This window comes from Virgibacillus byunsanensis (assembly GCF_042675965.1).
Taxonomy (GTDB): Bacteria; Bacillota; Bacilli; order Bacillales; family Amphibacillaceae; genus Virgibacillus_R; species Virgibacillus_R byunsanensis.
Genome location: NZ_JBHTKJ010000012.1, coordinates 181358 through 194668, shown reverse-complemented (window position 1 = coordinate 194668; position 13311 = coordinate 181358). Strand labels below are relative to the sequence as shown.

The window sequence follows — 13311 nt, the reverse complement described above, 5'->3', positions numbered from 1 at the left end:
TTGAAATGGAGGATCATTATGGAACTATTAAGTCGCGCAAGAAAAATTAATGCTATGTTACAAAAGGCAACAGGAAAGTCAGTAAACTTTAACGAAATGTCAGCTTCTCTTAGGGATGTAATACGAGGCAATATATTCATTTTAAGCAGAAGAGGTAAATTACTAGGTTTTGCCATTAATCAAGAAATTGAAAATGAACGAATGAAGTCTATGCTAGAAGATAGACAATTCCCAGAAGAATATACACAAAAAATGTTTAATGTTCATGAAACAACTGCAAACTTAGATATTGATAGCCCTTATACAGCATTTCCAGTGGAGAACCGTGAACTCTTTCAAAATGGTTTAACTACGATTGTCCCTATCATCGGTGGTGGAGAGCGTCTAGGTACTTTAGTTTTAAGTAGATTAACGGATAGCTTTAATGATGATGACTTACTACTTGCTGAATATGGAGCAACAGTTGTAGGTATGGAAATTCTACATGAAAAAACGGAAGAAATTGAAGTAGAAGCTAGAAGTAAAGCTGTTGTGCAAATGGCTATAAGCTCATTATCATACAGTGAACTAGAAGCAATTGATCATATCTTTGAAGAATTAAATGGAAATGAAGGTTTACTTGTTGCAAGTAAAATTGCTGACAGAGTTGGAATTACCCGTTCTGTAATTGTAAATGCACTAAGGAAATTAGAAAGTGCTGGTGTTATTGAATCTCGTTCATTAGGAATGAAAGGAACATACATTAAAGTACTGAACAATAAATTCCTAGTAGAACTTGAAAAATTACGTTCAAGATAAAATGATGTAAAAAGGAACCGCCCGTAAAACGAGCGGTTCTAGTTTCGCCCTATAAGGGCACTTAATCAAAAAGCCCCTAAAGGGGCTTTTTGAATTTACCGTCAACCGTTTATCTTCCTATCTACTTTTAATGGGATCTACGTATTCACTACTCTTGTTGTCTCGTAATCTGTCCTCGGATTCTTTCTCCTGAATATACTTTGCTACAGTTTTTTGATTTAACCCAATTGTACTGACGCAATAGCCTTTTGCCCAGAATGTACGATTCCTGTTATATTTAAAGTTCGCATGTCTATCATGGTTCATTAAAGAGCATTTATTTTTTAAGTATCTCATGAATTAAGAAACTGACATGTTGGCTTGAATTTTCACCAACATGTGGATATGGTAGCATGGCAAGTGTTTCGATATTTCACATCTTTCATCTCACATAATCGTTTTAAAATCACCCCGATGTCTCATAACTTCATATAATTTCCTTCTATGTTTGGGGATAAAGATTATGTGATACTTACAATTCTACCGGGTGTGTGATAAACTATTGTCACTCGACATGAGTGGGATCTCCTTTCGTATTTAGAGTTGGTTTGACGGCCATTTCTATTCTATGATTGGAGATTTTTCTATTACATCTCTTAAAGGATTATTTTCACACAGGCATAGCCTGTGGTTTTAAAAAAAGGCTATTTTCGTAAAGTTTGTTGCTTTTGAGAGAAAAGATATAAAATGCGACGTAACTGCCAGGTTGATTCCCGCTACGGGCAGTCGCTTTCCGCGGGCACGGCTTCAGCATCCGTAGCGAAAATCCACCACTGCGGGGTCTTCAGACACGTGCTGTTCCCGCAGGACAAGGAAGGCTACGAAAGCGACTCATCGCACGAATAAAATGCGTAGGCATTTTCGAGGAGTCGACTGCCCTCCGCTCCCAATCAACCATCATAAAAGTGGCAGTCGTTTAACTGTGAACAATGTGGAGGAGAGATGTACCCTGAGTATTATAAAGGCGTACATGGTTAGGAATGGTCAGGAATATAAACTATCGGATGTACTCTAACTAGGAAAAGGATCGGGCGGGGTTTGCCCGGTTTTTCTAAAAGGTAAGGAAAGTATAAAATTTTGGTACTATAAAGTTTCTTGTCAGCAAGAGCCATGTCTAGCTCCAGCGCCCAGCCACTCGCGACATAAGCAATCCATCTTGCGAAAGGAAAAAACACCTTTCTCCAGCCGTTTTGCTTATGCGGTCGTGTCTTTCAGGGCGCTTGCGCTTTTCTTATATTAATTTTCAACTCTTTTTGAACTAAAGCAGCCTCGTTACTTGATTAGAAACTACACTGCTTGAACATGGAGACAGCCTATCTTTTTTGCGAACTCATTGGACCTTATTTTCTTTCATTATGTATAATTATCGCTCGACCTTAAAAATCATTGTTTTTGACACAAATAAGGGCACTGGGGTCCGCTTAAAATTTCACCGTCCATTATCTACCTCTTTTCACAAGAAGCGTCTGCTCTTCTTGTGCCATCCATAAATCTTGTAGAATAAAGGGAAACGAAACGATTCCCAATTTATTGGTAAATTTATGTATGCTAATTTGCATCCGAATTTGTATGTCAAAATGTAGACTTACACTTGCTATTGTTACCAAACAAATCGGGGGTATAAATCACACGACAATTATAATGGATTTTAAACATAAATTTCTATTATACCAACAAAAAGTGCTCATCAAATTTGCAAACAACTTGATGGGCATTTTACGTTACATTTTTAATGTTTGTGATAGGAAAAAGACTACTAGCTTTTTCGAGCATTTCTACTAACTGATATGTATGAGATTAGCTAATAAGTTTAACTATTTTCAATAATCCTTATAATCACACAATTTATGACAATTATTGTAATAAAAATAGGGTATAAGTCCTAGATAATTGTAACCAAATAGGGGTCATATAAAGAAAGTTGTCGAAATATGATAGACTTTACCTCATATATAAATTACAATATTCGTATACAATGATAGAATTATGACCGTTGAAATATTTTTGTAATAGGAGGAGTTTTAATGAACCTATTTAGTGGAACTATTAATACGTTAGAAAACTCACTTGATTATGCATCGGCTAAAAACCGAACGATTTCAAATAATATTGCTAACGTAGACACACCTAATTACAAATCGAAGAGTGTCGATTTTAAAAATGTATTACGTGATGAACTATCCTCAACCCATCAAACTAAACGAACACACCCAAAACATATAGCGTTTGGTACAGAGAATAATAATACTCCGTTTCAAATTTCCACCGATAATAACACCATTTACAATCATAACGGTAATAATGTAGATATAGACAAAGAAATGTCGGAACTTGCAAAAAACCAAATTTATTATCAAGGTTTAGTAGATCGAATTAATGGGAAGCTTGGAAGTTTGCAGACGGTAATTAGAGGAGGGAACTAAAAATGTCAATATTTAATGCCTTAAATTCAAGTGCAAGTGCATTAACTGCTCAAAGGCTGCGGATGGATGTTATTTCTTCAAATATTGCTAATGCACAAACAACACGAGCTACTGTAAATGAAAATGGAGAATTTGAGCCATACCGAAGAAAAATGGTCGAGATCGAACCAAAGGACAAAAGCTTTCAATCTTTTTTACATAAAGCTTCTAATACTTATTCAAATCCAGGAAATGGTGTTAAAGTATCAGGAATTACAGAAGATGATGAACCTTTTAAACTCGTTTTCAATCCTACACATCCTGATTCAGGCGAAAATGGATATGTGGAGATGCCCAACGTTGATCCGTTAAAAGAAATGGTTGACTTGATGAGCGCAACCAGATCGTATGAAGCAAACATAACAGCTGTAAATGCTAGTAAAGGCATGCTGATGAAAGCGTTAGAGATTGGAAAATAATGAGGAGTGAAAGAATTGAACCAATTTGTTAATGGTTTATCACAACCTGTACCACCTAATCAATTGAATGCAAAGCAAACTATTTCACCTGGTGAAGCTCAGGCAAGTTTTGCTAACACATTAAAGAGTGCTATTGAAAATGTTAACGACGCACAAAAGGCATCGGATAAAAAGACGGAAGCTCTAGCTAACGGGCAAATTGACGATTTACATGATGTCATGATCACTGCTCAAAAAGCGAGTATAACACTAGAGACTACTGTTCAGGTTCAGTCAAAAGTAATTGATGCATATAACGAGATTATGAGAATGCAAGTATAGAAATAATAACTAGAAAAGATTTATAGGTACTAAAGGTGTTAAGGTGCTAATTATCAACTTTAATACATGCATCTATTAAACTTTTAGAATTTGGCGGGGGAATATATGAAAGAAAAAATCATGACATTCAAAGACACAGCTAGTTCCTATTGGTCAAGTCGTTCGAAAGGCCAGAAAGGAATTTTTATAGGATCTTTAGCAATAGTTGTTGCTTTGATAGTAGCTATTAGCCTATTCACGTCTAATTCTAAATTTGTGCCATTATATAATAATTTATCTTTACAAGAGGTAGGTCAAATAAAGACCGAATTAGACGCAAGAGGCATCCCATACGAATTGCAAGGTGGAGGAACAACCATAACCGTCCCAGAGGATCGTGTTGACTCCTTACTTGTAGACCTTGCTGGTCAGGGTATTCCCAACAGTGGAAGTATCGATTATTCATTTTTCAGTGAAAACGCATCATGGGGAATAAGTGATAATGAATTCGATGTAATGAAATTAGATGCTATGCAGACGGAATTAGCTAACCTAATGCGAGGCATTGATGGCATCGAAAGTGCAAAGGTAATGATTAACATGCCTAAGGATCCCGTGTTTGTTAGTGAAGCTGCACAGGAAGGAACTGCATCCATTGTTATTAACACGCAGCCTGGCTATCAGTTTAAAGGCAATCAGGTAGATTCTTTATACCACTTAGTTTCAAAAGCAGTGCCAAATCTATCTGCAGAAAACATCGTGATCATGAATCAATACTTTGAATACTTTGACCGTAATTCAGAAAATACTTATGGTGACCAAGACGTATATACATATCAACAAACAGTGAAGAAGGATATTGAACGTGATATCCAACGAAGGCTACAACAGATGTTAGGCGCAATGGTAGGTATGGAAAATGTAATCGTTTCTGTAACTGCCGATATCGATTTTACACAGGAAAACCGTGTAGAAGAACTTATAGAACCAGTCGACCTAGAGAGTATGGAAGGTCTTCCAGTCAGTATTGAATCTATCCAGGAATCCTATACAGGGGACCCTCCAGTTGGTGGTGATGCAGGAGTTGGCGATGAAGACATTCCTAACTACGAAGGCGTAGAGAATGGAAACAACGGGGAATATGAACTATCCAAAGAAACTATAAATAATGAATTTAATCGCATTCGAAGAGATATCGTTGAAAGTCCCTATAAAGTTCGTGATTTAGGTATCCAAGTAGCAGTTGATAATGCTAGAGAACAACAGGATGGGGACGAAATAATTTATCTAACGCAACAAGACCAGGATGCAGTTCAAGCTGGAATAGCTTCCATACTAGATTCTATGATTGGAACATCAATTGATAAAGAGTATGGAGAAGTAAATCCCGAAGAAAAGATATCAATAGTATTTCAAGAATTCAGTGGTGGTGCTGACACACCTAAAACGACGTCCTCGCCAATACCAACCTGGATGTATGTTGCAGGTGGAGTTTTACTAGTAATTATTATCATTTTAATTATTCTATTAATGCGTAATAAAAATGAAGATGAAGAAGTAGTTCAAGAAGCGGTTACTACTGAAGTAGAAACAGAAATACCAGACATTCCTGAAAAAGAAGATTCAGAAGAGGTTGTTCGTAAAAAACAACTGGAAAAAATGGCGAAAGATAAACCAGAGGAATTTGCAAAACTGTTAAGAAGCTGGATTTCTGATGATTAAGGGGGGATTCATAGATGGCAAGACAAAAAGAATTAACAGGTAAACAAAAAGCAGCTATACTCTTAATCTCCTTAGGTCCAGATGTATCCGCACAAGTTTACAAACATTTATCAGAAGAGGAAATTGAGAAGTTAAGCTTGGAAATATCTTCTGTAAAAAAAGTTGAAACAGGTATTAAGGAAGAAGTACTCGACCAATTTCATCAAATAGCACTTGCCCAGGATTATATCTCCCAGGGCGGTATAGGATATGCCAAAACGGTATTGGAAAAAGCATTTGGTAAACAGGAAGCAACTGGTATCATAAACAGGCTTACATCGTCCTTACAGGTTAGACCATTTGATTTTGCACGAAAAGCAGATTCACAACAATTATTTAATTTCATTCAAGGGGAGCACCCCCAAACAATTGCTCTTGTATTATCATATCTCGATGCTGAACAGGCTGGGCAAATATTATCTGAGTTACCAACAGAAATGCAGGCAGATATCGCAAAACGAATTGCAACAATGGACTCCACTTCCCCTGAAATAATTAGTCAAGTAGAGGAAGTGTTAGAAAGAAAAATTTCTTCTTCTCTAACAGAGGACTATACACAAACTGGCGGAATACAAGCTGTGGTTGAAGTCTTAAATGGTGTTGATCGCAGTACAGAAAGAACAATACTTGATGCATTGGAGATACAGGATCCAGAATTAGCGGATGAAATTAAAAAGCGGATGTTTATCTTTGATGATATTGTGATCCTTGACAATCGCGCAATTCAACGTGTAATTCGCGAAGTAGAAAATGAGGATTTAAGATTATCCTTAAAAGTAGCTAGTGATGAAGTAAAAGATATAGTATTTAAAAATATGTCTCAGCGTATGGCCGAAACGTTTAAAGAAGAAATGGAATATATGGGACCTGTTCGCCTTCGTGATGTAGAAGAAGCTCAAACGAGAATTGTTGCCATCATACGAAGATTAGAAGAGATAGGGGAAATTGTCATAGCACGTGGTGGAGGTGACGATATTATTGTCTAATATCTTTTCGAATAATTCTAAGCTTGATAAAAAAGTTATAGGACTAAAACCAATTCAGTTTATAAAAGAGGAAGATAATACGGAGACTGAAGTGATTAATCAAAACGAAGATATACAAATGAAAGTTCAAAAAGGCTATGAGGAATTACAACAAATTAAAGAACAAAAGGAATCACTACTTCATGAAACAGATGCTCAGATTGAAGAAGCAAAGCAAAAATGGGAATCAGAAAAACAGCAATATATAGAAGAGGCTAAAAATAAAGGCTATAATGAAGGTTTTACCAGTGGGAAGCAGGATAGTTTAAACCAGTATAAGGAACTGATAGCTAAAGCAAACAGTATAGTGGAGCTAGCTAATGCAGACTATCATGCTACAGTTGAAAAAAGTGAAGAAACGATATTAGAACTAGGTATCAAAACAGCTGAGAAATTGATTAAACAACATATATCACAAGATCGGAATTCATTTTTGGAAATTGTTAAAGCAGCAATTAAAGAGATAAAAGATCAATCAAACATCTCGATCTATCTACACCCTGATAATTATGAATATGTTTTACAGCAAAAAGATGAGATATGTCGGATTTTAGACACTGATACAAAAGTTTCCATATATATTAATGAAGATTTAGAAGAAAACGGGTGTTTAATAAAACATCCATATGGTCAAATTGATGCAAGTATTGATACTCAACTAATTCAACTAAGACAAGTATTATCAGAGATCTCCATGGAGCAATCACCATGAATAAAGAGCTTTATCTAGAAGCAATTGAGCAAGCTGAAACGTATAAACGATATGGAAAAGTATTACGTGTAGTTGGCTTAATGATTGAGTCACAAGGACCAGATGCAAACATAGGTGAAGTTTGTTACATCCATTCATCTAGTAACAAACGGCCACCTGTAGTATCAGAAGTAGTTGGATTTAATAAAGAAAAAATTATTCTTATGCCGTATGCAGAGGTAACAGAAATTGGTCCAGGCTGTTTGGTTGAATCAACTGGAAAGCCTCTTATGGTAAAGATCGGACGCGGGTTAATTGGTAATGTGGTAGATTCGTTAGGACGTAGCTTGGATGGCTCAAAACTACCAAAAGGATTATCTAACTACTTAACAGAACAAGCACCACCCAACCCATTATCACGTCCGCCAATAACTGAACCGATACAAGTAGGTGTAAAGGCTGTCGACTCATTGTTAACTGTCGGCAAAGGTCAACGGATTGGTATTTTTGCTGGAAGTGGTGTAGGTAAGAGTACATTATTAGGGATGATTGCCAGAAATAGTAATGCAGATATAAATGTAATAGCCCTTTTAGGGGAGCGTGGTAGAGAGGTAAGAGAATTCATCGAAAATGATCTCGGCAAAGAGGGCTTAAAAAAGTCAATTGTTGTCGTTGCTACATCTGATCAACCAGCATTAATGCGAATAAAGGGAGCTTACACGGCAACGGCTATAAGTGAATACTTTCGAGATCAAGGGTATCAGGTAAATTTAATGATGGATTCCGTTACCAGAGTAGCAATGGCTCAACGAGAAATAGGTTTGGCTACTGGGGAACCACCCACAACTAAAGGGTATACACCATCAGTATTTGCTACCTTACCAAAGATGCTTGAACGGACTGGAACAAGTAAAACGGGTACTATTACAGCTTTTTACACCGTTTTAGTTGATGGTGACGATATGAATGAACCAATAGCAGACACTGTTCGAGGTATCCTAGATGGTCATTTCGTATTAGACCGCAAGCTGGCAGAACAAGGTCAATTTCCTGCCATTAATGTTTTAAAGTCTATTAGCCGAGTGATGAATCAAATTGGAAGTAAGAGGCACTTAGATGTTGCTCAGCAGATACGGTCTTTAATGGCTACTTATGAAGAAAATAGTGAACTAATCCAAATAGGTGCATATAAACGTGGTACGGATCGAGAGATTGATAAAGCCATTGCATTCTATCCGAAGATACAAGCTTTTCTTAAACAGGGTGTATTAGAATATCAAACGCTAGATGAGTCCATTCAAATGATGGAACAGTTGCTTAATGGAGGTGTTGATTGATGGCTGAAACAATGGCATTGTCGAAGATTTTACACATACGAGAAAATGAAAAAAAGAATGCACAAAGAGTGTACCATCAATCCATTGAGTTTTTTGAGAATATTGCTACACAGCTATATAACTTATTAAAGAAAAAAGAAGCTGCTGAGGATTCATACGAACTGTATCTCAAGGAAACAACTCCCATTGATAAAATTAAAGAACAAGTAATATATATCGAACTATTAAATAACCAGATTATGAGTTTGCAAAATGATGTACAAAAAGCAAGAACCGACATGGAAAACAACCAAGAAAAACTAACAAGCGCTTTTGTAGAAGTAAAAAAGTTTGAAAAAATCATTGAATACCGGCATAAAGAAAAAGAAGAAATGATAAAGAAGAATGACAATGCACTAATGGATGAGACATCAATTCAACAATATTTAAGCCAGAAACATAGGTGAAAAAAAGCATGGTTAACCAAACAAAACCAGAAAAAAATAAAATGAATCCACTATTATGGTTCTTTTTTGCTATCGTTATTCCCATTATAGTTGTCATAACGCTCACGATCATTATCTTTTCAGTTGCAGGTGTTAATGTTGTGGACTGGGCAAAGAATACCGGAAATAACATTCCAGTTATATCTTCGTGGATCACAACTGATGAGGAAGAAGAGACAATACGGATAGAAGAAAAGATGGAATCTACAATTGCTAATAAAGATAATGAGATCGAACAGTTGAACCAGGAGGTGCGTGCCCTTGAAGCTGCAACGGAACAACTAGAGCAAGAAATTATAAAACTAGAAAACAACCAAAGTAGTGAAGAAACCGACAATAATGATGATACAGAGCTAGTAGATAGTCCAGTAACAACAGTCTCTAAATCCTTTAAAGATATGGATAGTGAGCAAGCGGCATTAATATTTCAGAGTCTAGAAAAGGAATTAGCGGTTTCGATACTGAAAGAACTGTCGAATGATGTTCGAGGAGAAATTTTTGAAGAAATGGATCCGGAATTGGCAGCTGAATTAACGCAGTTATTTGTAAATTAAAACGAGCTTTTGAAAGGGGGTGATATATTGAACGTAGTCGGAATGCTTTTTCAACAAATGGTGCAGCCAACTGAAGCGTTACCAAACAAGCCTAGTAAAGAGTTGTTAACTGATGGAGCGAATGTATTTCAAAATCTACTTGGAGATATGAGATCCTCAACTGACGAAGATGGAATGGAACCATCCGAGTTAATGACTTCGCTATCAGAAATGCCGGATGATTTGCAAAACATCTTATTGCAACTTTTGTCAGGATCTAAAGGATTAGAACAATTAGTAAATGATAAAGAGATTGATGGGGAAGTTCTTTTAAAAGTGGAGCAACTGCTAGAAAATAATAATTTCACAAAGGAAGCAGGATTTCAGAAGTTGGAAGAGATGTTGCGAAAAATGCTAGAAGAGACTAATTCGACAGCATTTACAACAGGCAGCTCGGTAGCTTCTATTTTTCAACTATCTACTGATTCCCAACTTAATGAATCAGAGATCCAAAAACAGTTTGCAGCCATATATGCAAAAGTTGAATCTATTCTATCAAAGGTGAGTAATCAACAAAATGTCCAAAAAATGGCACCGCAATTACTGAAACTGATGCAACAATGGGTTTCTTTAGAGAAAAGATCGACAACTAATCAACAAGTTGGAACCTCACAACTAGATATCTCCAAATCAGATGGTACGAAAGAACAGGCTGTTTGGAGGGAGTTGGTACAAGCTTTCCAAAAACGGAACCAGTTTGTTGCAAAGCAGCAATATAATACAAATGCGACCGTAACAAGTACTGATGTATCCAAATGGCTGCAACGTGCATTAAATGGACAAAACAAGAATCAATTGCAATCAGAGAAAGTAGCAGGGCAAGGTATTTCTTTCTCAACAATGCCTATGTCACGAGTGGAACAGTACGTTATTCATATTAATCAAACACAAAACGCTCCATCAGCTGATCAACAACTAATGGAACAATTTCAAAAGGTAATGAAAACTAGTAAATTCTTATCTATGAATAACGGAACAAACCAACTATCGATTGCTTTGCGACCAGAGAATCTCGGTGAAATGATGGTTAAGTTGACGCAAATTAATGGAGAGATGACCGTTAAGATAATGGTAAGCTCTCATGCTGCAAAGGAAATGCTTGAGTCTAATTTGAGTCAATTAAAAAACATGTTCTCCCCACATCAGGTTGTGGTAGAAAAGCAAGAGTTGAGTTCACAACAAACGCAACAGGATTTGAACAAAGAACAGGAAGAACAAGCACTGAACAAAGAAGATCAGGGCTCGTCACACCAATCTGAAGATAATGATGACCAAAAAGATGAGGATGACTTTGAAACACAATTTCATGAATTATTAATGAACGAGAAAGTGTAGGTGAGGTAATTGACAACAATTGATCCATCGCTTTATTTGAAAAACCAGACAAGTTCCAGAACACCAAGCCCTGATCTTGGCAAAGATGAGTTTTTAAAAATATTAATGACCCAATTGCAAAATCAGGATCCATCAAATCCAATGGAAGATAAAGAATTCATTTCCCAAATGGCATCTTTTTCTTCATTAGAACAGACAATGAATATGGCAAATTCACTCGAAAAGTTAGTTACTAACCAGTCCGTTTCTCCAGTTGTTCAATATAGCCATATGATTGGGAAAAACGTTTCTTATCAAGCGTATGATCAGGAAACAGGAGCAAAACTTGATATAGAAACAAGTGGAGTTATTGCTGTTAGTCAACATGAAGGTGATGCAGTATTAGAATTAAAGAATGGTGAAAAAATTTACGCAGAAGCAATTACTCAAATAAGTGAACCAAATGATGATTCGCCTGCTACAGATGATTCTGAAGGAAGTGAGTAATATGGATCACCGGATTCACCAGCTACAACAACATCATACAGTCCAGTATCCTACTGTAAAAAAGGAAAACGTAAAAAAAGCACCTACTGTTGATTTCAAGGATATACTTAGTGAGCAACAGAATTTAAAAATAAGCAAGCATGCACAGGAGCGAATGGACGAAAGAAATATTCAATTAAATGAAAAACAATGGAATGCCATTACAGAAAAAATGGGAGAAGCAAGAGGAAAAGGTGTTACCGATTCGTTGGTGGTTACTGACAACGCAGCTTTATTGGTAAGTACTAAAAATAACACGGTAGTAACAGTAATGAATCGAGAAGAAGCAACAAGCAGAATCTTCACGAATATAAATGGAACTATTTTAATTAATGAATAAGGCTGGACCCGAATGGGAGGCCAACTAGTTGTTGATGGATTGATACAGCTAAACTCTATGAAACCATGAAGGGAAGAATGTTAAATGTTACGTTCAATGTATGCAGGGATTTCAGGTATGAAAAATTTCCAAACCAAATTAGATGTTATCGGTAATAATATTTCCAATGTCAACACGTCTGGTTTTAAAAAAGGTCGTGTTACATTTCAAGATATGATGAGTCAAATGACTTCAGGCGCACAAGGTGCAACTATAAATCCAGATGGAAATCCAATGCGTGGTGGTGTAAATCCTGCACAAGTTGGTTTAGGTTCACAATTAGGATCAATTGATAATATTCATACGCAAGGTTTTCGTCAATCTACAAATAACCCGTTAGATTTTGCATTAGAAGGTGATGGGATGTTTGTTGTAGCAAGTGATCTAGAACCTGGTAATTTAGAAGATTCCAATGTATCGTACACACGCGCAGGAAATTTTTATTTAGATGAAGAAGGAAGCATTGTTAATGCAGAGGGAATGTATTTGATGGGCTTTCCGGAAATAACGGGAACTGAAACTGTGGCAAATCTAGCAGAAGGAGAAACAGTTATTACACAAATTGATGGCGAAACTACTGTAACAGTTGGTGGAGCCGATGTGCCGATTGATAGCACTACGGTAGATGGTAACGGAACAGTTACTATAACAGCTGATAATGGCGATGAATACACTATTGAGACTGCTGCAGACGGTACAATTACTGTAACGGGACCTAGTGATCAATCGACAGCAACAGAATCAATTGTAAGAACAGGTGAAATGGATACTGGTGTTACAAACCCTATTAACATTCCTGACACTGCACAAAGCTTTAGTGTTCAGTCTAATGGTACTGTCAATTACATTGACGAAAATGGAAATAACCAAGTTGCTGGCCAAGTTGTGGTTGCAAACTTTTCTAACCCGGCTGGTCTACAAAAAGCGGGTAGTAACCTGTTCTTAAATTCAGAGAATGCTGGCTATAATGGGCTGGCTGTACCAGAAACAGACGGTGTAGCTTCCATTGTTAGTGGTTCACTGGAAATGTCTAACGTTGACTTAGCGGAAGAATTTACTGAAATGATTACCGCACAGCGAAGCTTCCAAGCAAATACTAGAATAATCACAACCTCGGACGAAATATTACAAGAGCTTGTAAATCTAAAACGATAGTAGGGAG

The 13311-nt window shown here is 36.7% G+C and carries 14 protein-coding genes and 1 pseudogene; 14 read left to right on the top strand and 1 reads right to left on the bottom strand.

Annotated elements, in window-relative coordinates:
• The first annotated feature begins 18 nt into the window (after positions 1-18).
• The gene (codY, locus tag ACFQ3N_RS06175; RefSeq protein WP_390360556.1) at positions 19-798 is read left to right on the top strand and encodes a GTP-sensing pleiotropic transcriptional regulator CodY; all 780 of its coding nucleotides are present in this window, start codon (positions 19-21) and stop codon (positions 796-798) included.
• A gap of 117 nt (positions 799-915) precedes the next feature.
• Here codY and tnpA read toward each other — a convergent pair.
• Positions 916-1302, bottom strand: a pseudogene (gene tnpA / locus ACFQ3N_RS06170) (IS200/IS605 family transposase).
• A 1559-nt stretch (positions 1303-2861) separates the two neighbouring features.
• Here tnpA and flgB point away from each other — a divergent pair.
• The 13 genes from flgB (at position 2862) to ACFQ3N_RS06105 (ending at position 13304) form a co-directional block, all read left to right on the top strand.
• Positions 2862-3260, top strand: a complete 399-nt coding sequence (gene flgB / locus ACFQ3N_RS06165; RefSeq protein WP_390360554.1) for a flagellar basal body rod protein FlgB — start codon at positions 2862-2864, stop codon at positions 3258-3260.
• A 2-nt stretch (positions 3261-3262) separates the two neighbouring features.
• Entirely contained in the window at positions 3263-3718 is a 456-nt protein-coding gene (gene flgC, locus ACFQ3N_RS06160; RefSeq protein WP_390360553.1) for a flagellar basal body rod protein FlgC, read from the top strand.
• 63 nt (positions 3719-3781) lie between these two features.
• Positions 3782-4039, top strand: coding sequence for a flagellar hook-basal body complex protein FliE (gene fliE / locus ACFQ3N_RS06155; RefSeq protein WP_390360731.1), 258 nt, complete (start codon positions 3782-3784; stop codon positions 4037-4039).
• A 105-nt stretch (positions 4040-4144) separates the two neighbouring features.
• Entirely contained in the window at positions 4145-5740 is a 1596-nt protein-coding gene (fliF, locus tag ACFQ3N_RS06150) for a flagellar basal-body MS-ring/collar protein FliF (protein WP_390360552.1), read from the top strand.
• A 14-nt stretch (positions 5741-5754) separates the two neighbouring features.
• Positions 5755-6765 carry a flagellar motor switch protein FliG gene (fliG, locus tag ACFQ3N_RS06145; RefSeq protein WP_390360550.1) on the top strand — a complete coding sequence of 337 codons (1011 nt, stop codon included), beginning with the start codon at positions 5755-5757 and terminating at the stop codon, positions 6763-6765.
• On the top strand, positions 6758-7516 hold the full coding sequence (gene fliH, locus ACFQ3N_RS06140; RefSeq protein WP_390360548.1) for a flagellar assembly protein FliH: 759 nt from the start codon (positions 6758-6760) through the stop codon (positions 7514-7516). Before fliG ends, fliH begins: the two co-directional genes overlap by 8 nt.
• Positions 7513-8832 (top strand): flagellar protein export ATPase FliI, encoded by a 1320-nt coding sequence (gene fliI / locus ACFQ3N_RS06135; protein WP_390360547.1) that lies wholly within the window; start codon positions 7513-7515, stop codon positions 8830-8832. The genes fliH and fliI overlap by 4 nt, the downstream gene beginning before the upstream one ends.
• Positions 8832-9278, top strand: a complete 447-nt coding sequence (gene fliJ / locus ACFQ3N_RS06130) for a flagellar export protein FliJ (protein ID WP_390360545.1) — start codon at positions 8832-8834, stop codon at positions 9276-9278. Before fliI ends, fliJ begins: the two co-directional genes overlap by 1 nt.
• 8 nt (positions 9279-9286) lie before the next feature.
• The gene (locus tag ACFQ3N_RS06125) at positions 9287-9871 is read left to right on the top strand and encodes a MotE family protein (RefSeq protein ID WP_390360543.1); all 585 of its coding nucleotides are present in this window, start codon (positions 9287-9289) and stop codon (positions 9869-9871) included.
• 27 nt (positions 9872-9898) lie between these two features.
• On the top strand, positions 9899-11245 hold the full coding sequence (locus ACFQ3N_RS06120; RefSeq protein WP_390360541.1) for a flagellar hook-length control protein FliK: 1347 nt from the start codon (positions 9899-9901) through the stop codon (positions 11243-11245).
• Between the two features lie 9 nt (positions 11246-11254).
• Positions 11255-11731 carry a flagellar hook assembly protein FlgD gene (gene flgD / locus ACFQ3N_RS06115; protein WP_390360539.1) on the top strand — a complete coding sequence of 159 codons (477 nt, stop codon included), beginning with the start codon at positions 11255-11257 and terminating at the stop codon, positions 11729-11731.
• A 1-nt stretch (position 11732) separates the two neighbouring features.
• On the top strand, positions 11733-12110 hold the full coding sequence (locus tag ACFQ3N_RS06110) for a TIGR02530 family flagellar biosynthesis protein (protein WP_390360537.1): 378 nt from the start codon (positions 11733-11735) through the stop codon (positions 12108-12110).
• A gap of 84 nt (positions 12111-12194) precedes the next feature.
• On the top strand, positions 12195-13304 hold the full coding sequence (locus tag ACFQ3N_RS06105) for a flagellar hook-basal body complex protein (RefSeq protein ID WP_390360535.1): 1110 nt from the start codon (positions 12195-12197) through the stop codon (positions 13302-13304).
• Positions 13305-13311 lie beyond the last annotated feature (7 nt).